Source organism: Streptomonospora wellingtoniae, from assembly GCF_031845375.1.
GTDB lineage: Bacteria > Actinomycetota > Actinomycetes > Streptosporangiales > Streptosporangiaceae > Streptomonospora > Streptomonospora wellingtoniae.
Genome location: NZ_JAVREK010000008.1, coordinates 15759 through 30401, shown reverse-complemented (window position 1 = coordinate 30401; position 14643 = coordinate 15759). Strand labels below are relative to the sequence as shown.

At 72.6% G+C, this 14643-nt stretch carries 12 protein-coding genes; 5 read left to right on the top strand and 7 right to left on the bottom strand.

The genetic code is table 11. The annotated features are described in order from the left end of the window. The first annotated feature begins 111 nt into the window (after positions 1-111). Genes treS through glgB form a run of 3 tightly spaced genes read left to right on the top strand, consistent with a single transcriptional unit; the run spans position 112 to position 5629 of the window. Entirely contained in the window at positions 112-1959 is a 1848-nt protein-coding gene (gene treS, locus RM446_RS09645; RefSeq protein WP_311544977.1) for a maltose alpha-D-glucosyltransferase, read from the top strand. Between the two features lie 21 nt (positions 1960-1980). Beyond that, positions 1981-3390 (top strand): maltokinase N-terminal cap-like domain-containing protein, encoded by a 1410-nt coding sequence (locus tag RM446_RS09640; RefSeq protein WP_311544858.1) that lies wholly within the window; start codon positions 1981-1983, stop codon positions 3388-3390. Positions 3391-3433: 43 nt separating this feature from the next. Continuing rightward, positions 3434-5629 carry a 1,4-alpha-glucan branching protein GlgB gene (gene glgB, locus RM446_RS09635; RefSeq protein ID WP_311544857.1) on the top strand — a complete coding sequence of 732 codons (2196 nt, stop codon included), beginning with the start codon at positions 3434-3436 and terminating at the stop codon, positions 5627-5629. A gap of 87 nt (positions 5630-5716) precedes the next feature. Here the strand turns inward: glgB and RM446_RS09630 are convergent, their stop codons facing one another. Further along, a complete protein-coding gene (locus RM446_RS09630; RefSeq protein ID WP_311544856.1) occupies positions 5717-6394 on the bottom strand; it encodes a hypothetical protein in 678 nt (225 codons plus the stop codon). 192 nt (positions 6395-6586) lie between these two features. Here RM446_RS09630 and RM446_RS09625 point away from each other — a divergent pair, with 192 nt between their 5' ends. Together RM446_RS09625 and RM446_RS09620 are read left to right on the top strand one after the other, a co-directional pair. Further along, positions 6587-8374, top strand: a complete 1788-nt coding sequence (locus tag RM446_RS09625; protein WP_311544855.1) for a S49 family peptidase — start codon at positions 6587-6589, stop codon at positions 8372-8374. A 35-nt stretch (positions 8375-8409) separates the two neighbouring features. Further along, positions 8410-8880, top strand: a complete 471-nt coding sequence (locus RM446_RS09620) for a flavin reductase family protein (RefSeq protein ID WP_311544976.1) — start codon at positions 8410-8412, stop codon at positions 8878-8880. A gap of 385 nt (positions 8881-9265) precedes the next feature. Here the strand turns inward: RM446_RS09620 and RM446_RS09615 are convergent, their stop codons facing one another. The 6 genes from RM446_RS09615 to RM446_RS09590 form a co-directional block, all read right to left on the bottom strand. Then, positions 9266-10180, bottom strand: a complete 915-nt coding sequence (locus tag RM446_RS09615; RefSeq protein ID WP_311544854.1) for an ABC transporter substrate-binding protein — start codon at positions 10178-10180, stop codon at positions 9266-9268. A 52-nt stretch (positions 10181-10232) separates the two neighbouring features. Then, positions 10233-10925 carry an ABC transporter permease gene (locus RM446_RS09610; protein WP_311544853.1) on the bottom strand — a complete coding sequence of 231 codons (693 nt, stop codon included), beginning with the start codon at positions 10923-10925 and terminating at the stop codon, positions 10233-10235. Further along, positions 10922-11701, bottom strand: a complete 780-nt coding sequence (locus tag RM446_RS09605; RefSeq protein WP_398694829.1) for an ABC transporter permease — start codon at positions 11699-11701, stop codon at positions 10922-10924. The genes RM446_RS09610 and RM446_RS09605 overlap by 4 nt, the downstream gene beginning before the upstream one ends. Further along, on the bottom strand, positions 11694-12845 hold the full coding sequence (locus RM446_RS09600; protein ID WP_311544852.1) for an ABC transporter ATP-binding protein: 1152 nt from the start codon (positions 12843-12845) through the stop codon (positions 11694-11696). The genes RM446_RS09605 and RM446_RS09600 overlap by 8 nt, the downstream gene beginning before the upstream one ends. Positions 12846-12954: 109 nt before the next feature. After that, positions 12955-13608, bottom strand: coding sequence for an HAD family hydrolase (locus RM446_RS09595; protein WP_311544974.1), 654 nt, complete (start codon positions 13606-13608; stop codon positions 12955-12957). A gap of 115 nt (positions 13609-13723) precedes the next feature. Continuing rightward, entirely contained in the window at positions 13724-14428 is a 705-nt protein-coding gene (locus RM446_RS09590) for an NUDIX hydrolase (RefSeq protein ID WP_311544973.1), read from the bottom strand. Positions 14429-14643: the final 215 nt, after the last annotated feature.

Genomic DNA, 14643 nt, shown 5'->3' with positions numbered 1-14643 from the left:
CTTCGCGCACCGGTCCATCGCAGCGGCAGGCGCTGGAAAGCCAACTCGTGGAGTAGCCTCGTGACCACACAAGAGCCGTTGCCAGGCACCAGTCACACGCCGTTCGCGGCCGTGCCCGATACCTTCACCCACGAGAAGCCCCGCGATCCCTACTGGTACAAGCACGCGGTCTTCTACGAGGTGCTCGTCCGCGGATTCCACGACTCCAACGGCGACGGCACCGGCGATCTGCGCGGGCTCATCAAGAAGCTCGACTACCTCGAATGGCTGGGCATCGACTGCGTCTGGCTGCTGCCCCTGTACGAGTCGCCGCTGCGCGACGGCGGCTACGACATCTCCGACTACATGAAGATCCTGCCGGAGTTCGGGCAGATCGCCGACTTCGTGGACCTGGTCGACCAGGCGCACCGCCGCGGCATCCGGGTCGTCGCCGACCTGGTGATGAACCACACCAGCGACCAGCACCCGTGGTTCACCGCCTCGCGCGAGGACCCGGAGGGGCCCTACGGCGACTTCTACGTCTGGTCCGACAGCACCGAGCGCTACGGCGACGCCCGGATCATCTTCGTCGACACCGAGCAGTCCAACTGGACCTACGACGAGATGCGCGGGCAGTACTACTGGCACCGGTTCTTCTCCCACCAGCCCGACCTCAACTTCGAGAACCCGGCGGTGCAGGAGGCGATCCTGGAGGTCCTGCGCTTCTGGCTGGACCTGGGCATCGACGGTTTCCGGCTGGACGCGGTGCCCTACCTCTACGAACGCGAGGGCACCGACTGCGAGAACCTCAAGGAGACCCACGAGTTCCTCAAGCGCATCCGCTCCGAGGTCGACCGCCTCTACCCCGACCGGGTGCTGCTGAGCGAGGCCAACCAGTGGCCCGCCGACGTCGTCGACTACTTCGGCGACTTCGAGGCCGGCGGCGACGAGTGCCACATGAACTTCCACTTCCCGCTGATGCCGCGGATGTTCATGGCAGTGCGCCGCGAGCAGCGCTACCCGATCTCGGAGATCCTCGCCCAGACCCCGCGCATCCCGCGCAACTGCCAGTGGGCGATCTTCCTGCGCAACCACGACGAGCTGACGCTGGAGATGGTCACCGACGAAGAGCGCGACTACATGTACGCCGAATACGCCAAAGACCCGCGGATGCGCGCCAACGTCGGCATCCGCCGGCGCCTGGCGCCGCTGCTGGACAACGACAAGAACCAGATCGAGCTGTTCACCGCCCTGCTGATGTCGCTGCCCGGCTCGCCCGTCCTGTACTACGGCGACGAGATCGGCATGGGCGACAACATCTGGCTGGGCGACCGCGACGCGGTGCGCACCCCCATGCAGTGGACCTCTGACCGCAACGCCGGGTTCTCCCGTTGCGACCCGGCACGCCTCTACCTGCCGCTGATCATGGACCCGATCCACGGCTACCAGGCCCTCAACGTCGAGGCCCAGCGCGACGACCCGGGCTCGCTGCTGAACTGGACCCGCAAGATGATCCAGATCCGCAAGCGCCACCCGGTCTTCGGCACCGGCGACTTCACCGAGCTCTTCGCCAGCAACCCCAGCGTCCTCGCCTTCGTCCGCGAGTACGGCGACGACCGGATGCTGTGCGTCAACAACCTGTCGCGGTTCCCGCAGCCGGTCGAGCTCGACCTGCGCCGGTTCGAGAGCGTCACGCCCATCGAGTGCATGGGCGGGGTGCGCTTCCCCGCCATCGGCGAACTGCCCTACCTGCTGACACTGCCGGGCCACGGCTTCTACTGGTTCCAGCTGCCGCCCGTCGAGGAGGCCGACGGCCCCGCCACCGAAGACCGCAACCGACAAACGCGAACGACTCCGCGGCCCGGGACGGCCACCACGCGGCAGCGACAGGCGGCCGCGGCGAGCCGATCGGGCGCGCCGGCGGCCGAGTGGCCCGCCGCCGGCGCCCCGGCCACCCCCGACCCCCGGCCGCGTCGATAAGCGGAAGAGGACTCATCGCAGATGACCCAGCTTGAGGAGCTCCTGGCCGACTGGATCCCACGACAGCGGTGGTTCGCCGGAAAGGGGAAGCCGATCGAGACCGTCACGGTCCGAACGGAGCATCCGCTGGTCGGCGGCGACCCCGGACTGAGCGTCCTGGTCGTCGAGGTCGGCCAGCAGGGCTCCGTCTCCCGGTACCAGGTGCTCCTCGGGCTGCGCCCGGCAGGGACGCTGCGCGAGGAGCTGGCACACGCCGCCATCGGCGTGTGCCGCCTCGGCGGCGCCCCCCGCACGGTCTACGACGCCGTGCACGACCCCGAACTGACCGCGCTGCTGCTGGACCGCATCTCGGCTGCCGACGGCCTCGCAGCCGGTGCCCGCGCGGACACCGAGGGAGGCGGTCCACTGCCTCCCGTGCGGTTCCGGCGCCTGCCCGAGGCCGCCGTGAGCACAGGGCACCGGAGTCTGGTCCTCAAGGGCGAGCAGTCCAACACCTCCCTGGTCTACGGCGAGGACTACGTACTCAAGTCCTTCCGCCGGCTGTGGCCCGGCCTCAATCCCGACCTGGAGCTGACCGCCGCGCTCGCCGAGTCGCCCTACGTGGCGCGTCCCTACGCCTGGATCGAGACCGACGTGAGCGACGGCGACCGGTCGTTGCCCACCACACTGGCGATGCTGCAGGAGTACATGCGCAGCGCCACCGACGGCTGGGTGCTGGCCGCGACCAGCGTCCGCGACCTCTACGCCAACCCCGGCCTCTCCCCCGCCGACGCCGGCGGCGACTTCGCCGGCGAGGCCGAGCGGCTGGGCGCGGCCACCGCGGCCGTGCACCGCGCGCTCGCCCGCGAGCTGCCCACCGACGTCCTCTCCCCCGGCGCGCTGCGCGAGCTGTCCGGGTCGATGCTGGAACGGCTGCGCCAGGCCACCGCGGAGGTGCCCGAGCTGCAGCCCTACGGCGGGGTGCTGCGCGGCGCCTACGAGGCCCTTGCCCGGGTCGACGAACCACTGCCGATACAGCGCGTGCACGGCGACTACCACCTGGGCCAGGTGGTGCGCACCGACGCGGGGTGGGTGCTGCTGGACTTCGAGGGCGAGCCCGCCGCCCCGGTCGAGGAGCGCCGCCGCCCCTCGAGCCCGCTGCGCGACGTCGCCGGCATGCTGCGCTCCTTCGACTACGCGGCGCGCTACCAGCTCGTGGGCTCGTCCTCGGCTCCGGAGCTTGCGCCGGCCGCACGCGCCTGGGCACAGCGAAACCGCGACGCCTTCAGCGCCGGATACGCCTTCGGCGGCGGCGTCGACCCCGAGAAGCACCAGGCGGTGCTGCGCGCCTTCGAATACGACAAAGCCGTCTACGAGGTGCTCTACGAGGCGCACAACCGCCCCTCGTGGCTGCGCATCCCGCTGGACTCCATCGCGGCGCTGGCCGCGTGAACCGCCCGATCACCACGACGACCCCAGGATGGCCGCGATACACATGAGCGTCTCCCCAGCGGAACTGACCGCAGAGATCGACCGGCTGACCGCCGGCCGCCACCACGACCCGCACAGCCTGCTCGGCGCGCACCCGGTCGCCGAAGGAACCGCCCTGCGCGCCCTGCGCCCCCTGGCGCGCACCGTCCACGCGGTGCTGGAGGACGGCCGCCGCGTCGAGCTGCCCCATGTCCAGGGGGGTGTCTTCGCCGCCACCCTGCCCGGCCCCGAGCCGGGCGATTACCGGCTCGCCGTGGCCTACGACGACGGCCGCGGAGGCAGGGTCGAGACCGTCGGCGACGACCCCTACCGGTATCTCCCCACTCTGGGCGAGCTGGACCTGCACCTGATCCGGGAGGGCCGCCACGAGGAGCTGTGGCGCGCCTTGGGCGCGCACGTGCGCACCTACCGCACGCCCATGGGCGAGGTCGGCGGGGTCGGCTTCGCCGTGTGGGCTCCCGGCGCCGAGGCCGTGCGCGTGGTCGGCGACTTCAACCACTGGGACGGCACCGCCCATCCCATGCGGTCGCTGGGCTCCAGCGGCGTCTGGGAGCTGTTCGTGCCCGGCATCGGCGACGGGGCGCTGTACAAGTTCCGGGTCCTCGGCCGCGACGGCGTGTGGCGCGACAAGGCCGACCCCATGGCCTTCGCGGCCCAGCGCCCGCCCGAGACCGCGTCGGTCGTCTACACCTCCCGCCACCACTGGCGCGACGACGCCTGGCTGTCGGAGCGCAAGACCCGCGAGTGGGACCGCCGACCGATGAGCGTCTACGAGGTGCACCTGGGCTCGTGGCGGCCGGGACTGTCCTACCTGGAGCTGGCGACCCAGCTGGTGGCCCACGTCCGCGAGATGGGCTTCACCCATGTGGAGCTCCTGCCGGTGGCCGAGCACCCCTTCGGCGGGTCGTGGGGCTACCAGGTCACGTCCTACTACGCGCCGACGGCGCGCTTCGGCTCGCCCGACGACTTCCGCGCACTCGTCGACGAGCTACACCGAGCCGGCATCGGGGTGCTGGTGGACTGGGTGCCGGCGCACTTCCCCAAGGACGAGTGGGCGCTGGCGCGCTTCGACGGCTCGCCCACCTACGAGCACGCGGACCCGCGCCGGGGCGAGCACCCCGACTGGGACACGCTCATCTTCGACTACGGGCGCACCGAGGTGCGCAACTTCCTCGTCGCCAACGCGCTGTACTGGCTGGAGGAGTTCCACATCGACGGCCTGCGGGTGGACGCGGTCGCCTCGATGATCTACCTCGACTACTCGCGCGAGGGCGGCGATTGGGAGCCCAACGAGTTCGGCGGCCGGGAGAACCTGGACGCGCTGGAGTTCCTCAAGGAGCTCAACGCCACCGCCTACCGCCGCAACCCCGGCATCATCATGGCCGCTGAGGAGTCCACGGCCTGGCCGGGGGTCTCGCGCCCCGTCGACCACGGCGGCCTGGGGTTCGGCTTCAAGTGGAACATGGGCTGGATGCACGACACCCTGGAGTACGTCAAGCGCGACCCGATCCACCGGCAGTACCACCACAACGAGATCACGTTCTCGATGGTCTACGCCTACAGCGAGAACTACGTGCTGCCGCTGTCGCACGACGAGGTCGTGCACGGCAAGGGCTCCCTGCTGTACAAGATGCCCGGCGACGAGTGGCGCCGGTTCGCGGGGCTGCGCGGGCTGCTGGGCTTCATGTGGTCCCACCCCGGAAAGAACCTGCTGTTCATGGGCGGCGAGATCGGCCACGGCGACGAGTGGTCGCACGAGGCGGGCGTGCAGTGGTGGCTGCTCGACCACGCCTGCCACCGCGGGGTGCGCGCCCTGGTCGCGGAGCTCAACCGCGTCTACCGCGACACCCCGGCCCTGTGGACGCTCGACACCGACCCGGCCGGGTTCACCTGGCTGGACGGAGGCGACGCGGCGGGCAACACCCTGTCCTACCTGCGCCACGGCGACGAGGGGTCGGCGCTGGCGTGCGTGGTCAACTTCTCGACGGAGCCGCACACCGGCCGCCGGGTGGGCCTGCCGCGCGCCGGGAAGTGGCGCGAGGTGCTCAACACCGACTCCCGCGACTTCGGCGGCAGCGGAGTGGGGGCCGTGGGCCGGTCGGGCACCGTGCGGGCCGAGGCGGTGGAGTGGAACGGCCAGCCGGCCTCGGCGAAGGTGACGGTCCCGCCGCTGGCCGCGGTCTGGCTGGCGCCTGCCTGATCGCGCGGACGCATCGAGGCGCGCGGGCACGGCCGCCCGGGCCGGGCGTCCGCCCGGCGGGACCCGCCCGCGCGCCTCGGGCGACGCTCAGTCGCGCTTGTAGTCGTCGGTGTTCATGGACCGGGCGATCTCGTCGTATAGCGTCGAGTACCGGGCGTCGACCGACCACGCGTAGACCGCGATGTCGCTCTGCGGCAGGAACCACAGGCGCACCTCGAACGTGTCGCCGTTCTCGCAGGTGACGTCCCACACGCGGTGGTGGGACTTCAGGCCGTCGGCGTGCTGGGTCAGCCCCTGGGGGTTGTCGACGTCCACCTGCTCGGCGCCGCTGACGCCCGTACCGCCCGACTCGGCGGTGCCCAGACTGCGGCAGGCCCCGGGGTCGGAGGCCCAGCCGTCCGGGTTGTTGTACTGCTTCTTGGGCCACTTGTTCGGGTCGTTCGCGGCCACATGCGGGATGACCTTCACCGCGCCGTAGCCGCAGGAGTCCTGGCCCGGCGGGCGCATGCACAGCTGCCCGCCGGTCTTGTCGATGCTCCAGTTCTTGGGCGCACCGATCTTGATGCCCTGGATCTCGACCGTGCTGAAACCGGCGGCGGTCGAAGGCGGCTCGGCGGCCGCGACCACGGCGCTGTAAGTGGAGTCGGGGCTGGGCGCGGCGGAGCCGCCGGAGCCGCCTCCGCACCCCGACGCCAGCAGCGCCAGCGCCGCGGCGGCTGCCGCGGCGACGGTTCTGGACCGCCGTGAACCGGACGTGCCGGACATGGGCTTCCCTTCTGCGTCCACGCTTGACCCCACGACGATAGCTGCCCATACCGACCACCGCGCCACAAAGGTGCGGTCGCCGGGGCGGTACGCGGGCGGGGCGGCCCGCGTGCCCGGGAACAGGGGGGACGCAGTGGCCGCTGTCGCGTGCGGCGTTCAACAACAGCGGGGCGCCTCGTCTAGCCTGAGGGCATGGTGCATCCGGTCAAGCTGCTCGGTCCCTTCTCACGTCTCCAGGAGCGGCGCAGCGGCCCGCTGATACTGGAGCTCGACCTCACCGACGGGCTTGCGGAGGAAGCGCCGGGCGACCCCCTGGGGCAGGTCCTGGCCCGGCGCCACCAGCAGCTGCGCGACGTCGTCGAGGGCATCCGCCGCGGCGCCAAGGACCCGCGCGTCAAGGCGCTGGTGGCCCGCATCGACGGCCGGGCGCTCGGCTTCGCCCGGGTGCAGGAGGTGCGCGCCGCGGTGTCGGCGTTCCGCGCCGCGGGCAAGGACACCGTCGCATGGGCGGAGTCGTTCGGCGAGTTCGGCCCCGGAACCGTCCCCTACTACCTTGCCTGCTCCTTCGCCGAGATCGCGGTGGTGCCGACCGGGTCGGTGGGGCTGACCGGTCTGCGCGTGGGCACCACCTTCTTCGGCGGCGCGGCCGAGCGGCTGGGCGTGCGCTTCGAAGGCGGCGCCCGCCACGAGTACAAGAACGCCCCCAACCAGTTCACCGAGCAGGGGTTCACCGAGCCGCACCGCGAGATCACCGAGCGGCTGGTGGAGTCGCTGAGCGAGCAGGTCGCCGAAGGCGTCGCCGAGGGGCGCGGGCTGAGCACCGAGCGGGTGCGCGAGCTCATCGACAGCGGGCCGCTGCTGGCCGCCGAGGCGCTGGAGGCCGGGCTGGTCGACCGGCTGGCCTACCGCGACGAGGTCTACACCGACCTGCGCGCCCGGTACGCGCCCGCCGCCGAGACCGGCGGTGACCGCGACGGCGCCGCCGAACCGGCCGCTGCGGGCGAGGGCTCCGGCCGGGGCGGCGCGCGGCTGCTCTACGTCGGCCGCTACCACCACCGCGCTTCGATGTCGGAGCGGGTACCCGTGCGCGCCGGCGGCTACATCGCGCTGATCACCGCGACCGGAGTCATCACCAGCGGCCGCAGCCGCCGCTCGGCGCTGGGCGGAAAGTCCATGGGCGCCGACACCGTCTCGGCCGCCCTGCGCGCCGCCCGCCGCGACAGGAACGTGCGGGCGGTCGTCTTCCGGGTGGACAGCCGCGGCGGCTCGGCGGTGGCCTCCGACGTCATCCGACGCGAGGTCGCCCTCACCCGCGAGGCGGGCACGCCGGTCATCGCCTCGCTCGGCGACATCGCCGGCTCCGGCGGCTACTACATCGTGATGGACGCCGACGCGATCGTCACCCGCCCCGGCACCCTCACCGGGTCCATCGGCGTCTACAGCGGCAAGCCGGTGCTCACGGGCCTGCTGGAGCGGCTGGGGATCACCAACGAGAACGTCGAGAGCGGCGCCCACGCCGCGATGTTCGGCCCCGACCGCGGGTTCACCGAGTCCGAGTGGGAGCGGGTCAACGCCATGCTCGACAACACCTACGCCGACTTCGCGGGCAAGGTCGCCCGCGCGCGCGGGCTGAGCGCCGAGCAGGTCGACGCGGTGGCGCGCGGGCGCATCCTCACCGGACGCGACGCGCACGACGGCGGCCTGGTCGACGACCTCGGCGGGCTGCCGGCGGCCGTGCGCCTGGCACGGGAGAAGGCCGGCCTGCCCGCCGGGCGGTTGCGCTCCTTCCCCGCCGGAGCACCGTGGGAGCGGCTGGTACCGGCCGAGTCCAGCGAGGACCGCACCGCTGCACCGCAGCAGACGGCGCCGGAACTGGCCGCCGCGTTGGCCGGACCGGGCGGCCTGGAGGATCTGGCGGCGCGCGCGGGGCTGCCGTCCTCGGCCCCTCTGCTGGTGCCGGGCGGCTGGGAGGTCACGTGAGCCCGGCGCCGGGACCGGCCGAGTTCACCGAGGCGATGGCCCGGTTCGCCACAGGGGTGACCGTGGTGACCGTGCGCGACGGCCGGGACGACATCGGCAGCACGGTCAGCGCCTTCGCATCGGTCTCGGCCGAGCCGCCGCTGGTCATGGTGGGGGTGTCGACGGAGAGCTACCTGTGCGAGGTGATCGACGCTCAGGGCCGGTTCGCGGTGAACGTCCTGGGCGAGGGCCAGCGCGCGGTTGCGGGCCGGTTCGCGGCCGAGGGCCGGCCCAGTGCGCGGCTGCTGCTGGAGGGTGAGGCGCACCGGCGCGGCGAGCACACCGGAGCGCTGGTGCTGGAGACAGCGATCGCCACGCTGGAGTGCTCCGTCGAACAGCGGGTGGCGGCCGGCGACCACATCGTCTACATCGCCGCCGTCAAGACCCTGCCGGCGGTGCGGCCGCGGCGCCCCGACGAGGCGCGGCCGCTGATCCGCTACGGCGGCCGATACCGCGCTTCGGGCTGAGCCAAACTCGCTAGAGAGATAACTCTTCGCGTTCCCGCCGCCACGGTTTCTGTGCGGTCCGGCTAGTTCACCGCGGGGGCCGGGCGTCGTCCAATGGAAGCATGGATGGCTTCTACACCGTGCTGGGAATCCTGGTGGCCGGGCTCATCCTGGCCATGATCCTCTGATCGCCGATCCCGCGGCCACAAACCTCCAAGGGCCGCGGGCGCGGCCCGCCTACGCCCCTCCCACCGACAGCAGGTCGCCCGGCACCGCCGCGGACCGTGCTCCTCCGCGGCGGTGCCGGGCACCGCGCGTCCGTCACGGCCGCCGGCGGCGCGGCGCCGCCCGCCCTGCGGGGCCGGGATGTGCCGCGCCGCCGTATACCGTGGCGCCGCTTCCTGCGTCAGTCCAGGCCTGCCTGGGAGAGCCAGTCGGCGGCGACCTCGTCGGCCTCCTCGTGGTCGATCTGCACACGTGCGTCCAGATCGATCAGCTTCTCGGTGGTCAGTTCCGCCGAGACCCTGTTCAGCACCTCGCGGGCGTCCTGGCCGACCGCCTTCTTGTTGATCAGGGGCGTGACGTTCTGCGAGCCGAAGAGGTTCTGCGGGTCCTCCAGCGCGACGAAGTCGCCGGTGGTGAACGCCGGGTTGGTGGTGAACAGGTTGGCCGCATCCACGTCGCCGCCGCGCAGGCCCTCGACCAGCAGGTTGCCTTCCAGCGGCCGGAAACCGCCGAACTCGACCCCGTAGGCGTCCTTAAGGCCGGGAACGCCCTGGGGGCGGGTCTCGAACTCGGCGGGGGCGCCGAGCGTCATGTCGCCGGCCACGCTTTCGAGATCGCCGATGGCGGTGAGGCCGTGCTCCTCGGCGGTCTCCTCGGTGACGGTGATGGAGTCCTTGTTCTGAGCGGGGGCCGAATCCAGGATCGCGAGCCCGTCGGGCAGCTCCCGGCGGACCGCCCGGTTGGTCTCCTCGGTGGTGCCGGACTCGGCCTCGGGGTCGAGGTAGTAGAGAATGCCGCCGTTGTACTCGGGGAACACCGACAGGTTCCCCTCGGCGACCTGGTCGTGGTAGACCTCGCGGCTGCCGATGTCCAACTGGGTCTCGACGGGGATGTCCTCGGCTTCGAGCGCTTTGGCGTAGATGTGGGCCAGCAGCGTGCTTTCGGGGAAGTTCGCCGAGCCCACGACGATGGCGTCTCCGCTGCCGCCGCCCCCGTCGCCGCCTCCGCCGGAGTAGGGGTCCCCTCCCCCGCCGCAGGCGGCCAACAGGAGCAGCAGGGGCGCGGCGGCGGCCGCCGGTCGCGTCGGATTGCGCATGACTTCACCCTTCTCGTGTGCGGATGCTGATGCGGGCGTGTGCGGTCGGCGTTCAGGACGCGGTGGAGGAGGACGCGGCGGCGCGGCGGCGCAGCCCCGGCGCGACCACCCAGCGGCGCAGCAGGGTGAACAGCCCGGTCACCGCCAGCGCAAGCGCGACCACCAGCAGCGCGCCGCCCAGGATCTGCTCGATGCGCTGCTGGGACTGGCCGTCGACGATGAAGCGCCCCAGGCCGCCGATGCCCACGTAGGCGGCGATGGTGGCGGTGGAGACGACCTGGATGGCGGCGGTGCGCAGCCCGAGCAGGATCAGCGGCATGGCCATGGGCACCTCCAGCCGGGCCAGGACCTCCCCGCCGCGCATGCCCATCCCCCGGGCGGCGTCGGTGACCTGCGGGTCGACACCGCGCACGCCCTCGTAGGTGTTGACCAGGATCGGCGGCACGGCCAGCGCCACCAGCGCCACCAGCACCGGGGTCAGGCCCAGCCCCATGCCCAGCACCACCAGCGTGAGCACCCCGATGGTGGGCAGCGCGCGGGCGAAGTTGGCCAGGCTGATGGCCAGGAACCCGCCGCGGCCGGTGTGGCCGGTCAGCAGACCGACGGGGACCGCGATCGCGGCGGCCGCCAGCAGCGCCAGGACGGAGTAGTAAACGTGCTCGGCGAAGCGGACCGGGATACCGCCGGAGCCGCTCCAGTTCTGCGGCTGGGCGAACCAGGACGCCACCTCGGAGGCGATGTTCACGCCGCCGCCTCCTCTCGGGCTCGGGCACCCGTCCCCGGAATCCGGCGCCGGGCGCTCCGACCGCCGCGACGGGCGGGGCCGCGGTCGCGGGCCCAGGGCGTCAGCGCGCGCTGGGCCAGCACCAGCAGGCCGTCGGTGGCGAATGCCAGCGCGACCGAGAGCGCAATCCCCACGACCACGGGTGCGGCGAAGTCGCGCGCGAAACCGTAGGTCAGGATGACGCCGCCCAATCCGCCCAGGCCCACCAGGGACGCGACGCTGACCATGCTGATGGTGGCCACGGAAGCCACGCGCAGGCCCGCGATGATCACGGGGACGGCCACCGGAAGCTCCACGCGCAGCAGCCGGCGCAGCGGGCCGAAGCCCATGGCTACCGCGGCCTGGCGCACGTGGTCGGGCACCTGGTTCAGGCCGTCGACGACGTTGGGCACCAGGATCGCCAACGTGTACAGCGCCAGCGGAAGGATGGCGGTCCACGGCGTGAACGCGGTGTAGGGCAGCAGGAGGAAGAACAGCGCCAGCGACGGAACGGCGTAGAGCGCGTTCACCCCGCCGAGGACCGGGGGGTAGACGACGCGGTAGCGGACGCTGAGCACGCCGAGCGGCACCGCCAGGGCCAGGCCGATGAGCACCGAGGCGTAGGAGAGCAGCACGTGCTCGGCCAGCATCGGCCCGACCGGGTCGTCGAAGTTGCTCCAGCCCCACTGCCAGCTCTGCACCGCCCAGCCCCACAAGGGCTCGGTGAAGGCCAGTGCGGCCCGAACGGCCTCAACCACGGCCGTCCTCCGTGCCGGAGCGGTCGTCGTCGCTGCCCGCGGCCCAGATCGCCGACCCCAGTTCGGTCTGGTCGACGGCGCCCAGCACCGTGCCGTCGTCGGCCACGCCGACCGCGCGTCCGGCCGGCGAGAGGACTGCGGCGTCGAGCGCGGCCCGCAGGGAGTCGGTGGAGACGGTGAAGATGTGCCCGTAGCCCACGAGGTCGAGTTCGGCGACGTCGCGGTCGTCGGCGGCCGCGGCCAGCGCATCGGCCGAGACCCAGCCCAGCGGACGGCGCCGGGAGTCGACGACCAGCAGCCAGGGCTCGCCGGTGGTGGCGGCGACCTCGCGGGCGACCGCGGCGGTCTCGCCCTCGCCGACGATGACGTCGCTGCGCAGCGGGAGGTCGCGGGCGGGGAAGAAGGACAACCGGCGGACTCCCCGGTCGTAGCCCACGAAGGACTCGACGAAGTCGTCGGCGGGCTCGGCCAGCAGCCGCTCCGGGCTGTCGACCTGGGCCAGGCGGCCGCCGGGGCGCAGCACCGCGATGCTGTCGCCCAGCTTCACCGCCTCCTCGATGTCGTGGGTGACGAACACCACGGTCTTGCGCAGCTCGGCCTGCAGCCGCAGCAGTTCGTCCTGGAGCCCCGCGCGCACGACGGGGTCGACGGCGCTGAAGGGCTCGTCCATCAGCAGGACCGGCGGGTCTGCGGCGAGGGCGCGGGCCACGCCCACGCGCTGCTGCTGGCCGCCGGAGAGCTGGTGGGGGTAGCGGGAGGAGTGGGCGGGTTCGAGGCCGACCAGGTCCATGAGCTCGCGGGAGCGCTCACGCGCCCGCCGCTTGGACCAGCCCAGCAGCTGGGGGACGGTGGCGATGTTGTCGGCGACCGTACGGTGCGGGAACAGCCCGGCCTGCTGGATGACGTAGCCGATGGAGCGGCGCAGGACGGGCGGGTCCTGGCCGCGGACGTCGTCGCCGTCGATGGCCACCGTTCCGGCGGTGGGCTCGACCATACGGTTGATCATCCGCAGCGCGGTGGTCTTGCCGCTGCCGGAGGATCCGACCAGGACCGTGGTGTGCCCGGTGGGCACGGTGAGGTCGAGGTGGTCGACGGCGACGGTGCCGTCGGGGTAGCGCTTGCTCACGCCCTCGAAGGTGATCATCTGCTCGGTGCGGTCTCTCCTCGGGGCGTCGCACGCCGGTCCGTCGTTCGCTTGCGTGTACCCGGCCCGGTACGGGCCAAACTGCCCGGGCGCGGGATTCGGCGGCGGCTCAGTCGCCCTGGTCGGCGATCCAGCCGGGCAGGTCGGCCAAGCCGTCGAGAACGGTGTCGGCCTGGCGGGCCTCCGGCCGGCCGGCGTGCAGGTAGCCGAGCATGCCGCGGCGCAGCAGGGCCGCGCGCAGCCCGGCCCGCTTCGCGGGCAGCACGTCGTTGTCGAGGCGGTCGCCGACGTAGAGGATCTCGGCGGGGTTGGCGCCGGCGACGTCCACGACCCGGGAGAAGAAGGCGGGATCGGGCTTGGACACGCCCCAGTCCTCGGACACGTGGATCTGGTCGGCAGGCAGGTCCATCACCGCGAGCGAGGGCCGGGCGGCGGAGGGCTGGTTTCCGGCGACGACCACGCTCAGGCCCATCGCGCGCAGTTCGGACAGCGCGGGGCGGACGTCGGCGTAGAGGTCGTCGGCGTCGAAGTTCTCGCGCAGCGACGCGGGTTCGTCGGCCAGCCAGGCGGCGGACTCGGCTTCGAGGTCGAACCCGGGTTTGACCAGGTGGAACGCGTCCATCAACGGGCGGTCCTCGGCGAGCACGGCGCCCATGAGGCCGAAGAAGGCGAGCCGCGGGACCCCGAGGCGGTCGGCCCACCGCTCGAAGATGCGGGATTCGTCGATGAGGGTCTCGCCCACGTCGAGCACGACACTGCGAATCTTCACGAAATGGACGCTAGCACGGGGCACCGACACCACCCGGTACCCCGTCGCCGCAGGCGGCCCCGCCCCGAAAGCCTTCCCGACCCGACCCGGCGCCGCGCGGGCGCCGGGGCTAACCGGCAGCGGGCGGGCGCAGGACCGCGAAGGCGTCGGTGATCTCCAGACGGCGGACGCGGAAGCGGAACAGGGCCGCCGGGCGGCCGCCCGAGCGCCCGGAGGGGACGAAGCCGCCGGTCTCCTCGATCTGGCCGCGGCGCAGCAGCACACGGCGGAGGTTGGTGGCGGCCACGTCGTGGCCCAGCGCGGCGCGGTAGTAGCGCGACAGCTCCGAGACGGTGAATTCCGGAGGCGCGAGGGCGAAGCCGACGTTGGTGTAGGACAGCTTGGCGCGCAGCCGGCGGCGCCCGGAGTGCACGATCGCGGCGTGGTCGAAGCCCATCTCGGGCAGCTCCGCGGCGGGCTGCCAACCGGTGTCCTCGGGAACGACCGGGTCGATGTCGGCCGGTACGAGGCCGAGGTAGGCGGTGGCCAGTATCCGCCCCTGGGGGTGGCGGCCGGGGTCGCCGCGGGTCTCCAGTTGCTCCAGGTGGGTGAGGTCGCGCACGTCGACCTTCTGGGCCAACTGGCGGCGGATGGAGTCGTCCAGCCCTTCGGCGCCGTCCAGCCGTCCGCCGGGCAGCACCCAGTGGCCCTCGTAGGGCGGTCGCGCCCGCCGCCACAGCAGTACGCACAGGCGATCGGCCCGGATCTGGAAGACGACGGCCAGCACCTCGTGGCCGGCCGGCGCGCCGCCGGCCGGCGGGCGCGACCGGCCCAGGGCCGCCTGCTGCTCGGTCTCGGCGCCGCTCACCGGTGCGCCCTCCCGTCCGCGCCGCCGCTCACGTGCGCCCCGGCGGGCCGTACCGGTGTGGTCGCGCTCACTGCCCCTGTCGCCGCCATGACTCCCCATGTTAGAGTGCTATGAGTTTTTGCCTGCAAGACAAAAACCGGATGCGGCCCGGTCGCCGCCGCCGGCACGAGAGTCGGCGACCT

Coding starts and splice junctions, on each gene's coding strand:
- RM446_RS09600 (WP_311544852.1), bottom strand. CDS start 12,845: ATGATCACCTTCGAGGGCGTGAGCAAGCGCTACCCCGACGGCACCGTC.
- RM446_RS09640 (WP_311544858.1), top strand. CDS start 1,981: ATGACCCAGCTTGAGGAGCTCCTGGCCGACTGGATCCCACGACAGCGG.
- RM446_RS09620 (WP_311544976.1), top strand. CDS start 8,410: ATGGCCCGGTTCGCCACAGGGGTGACCGTGGTGACCGTGCGCGACGGC.
- glgB (WP_311544857.1), top strand. CDS start 3,434: ATGAGCGTCTCCCCAGCGGAACTGACCGCAGAGATCGACCGGCTGACC.
- RM446_RS09615 (WP_311544854.1), bottom strand. CDS start 10,180: ATGCGCAATCCGACGCGACCGGCGGCCGCCGCCGCGCCCCTGCTGCTC.
- RM446_RS09630 (WP_311544856.1), bottom strand. CDS start 6,394: ATGTCCGGCACGTCCGGTTCACGGCGGTCCAGAACCGTCGCCGCGGCA.
- RM446_RS09625 (WP_311544855.1), top strand. CDS start 6,587: ATGGTGCATCCGGTCAAGCTGCTCGGTCCCTTCTCACGTCTCCAGGAG.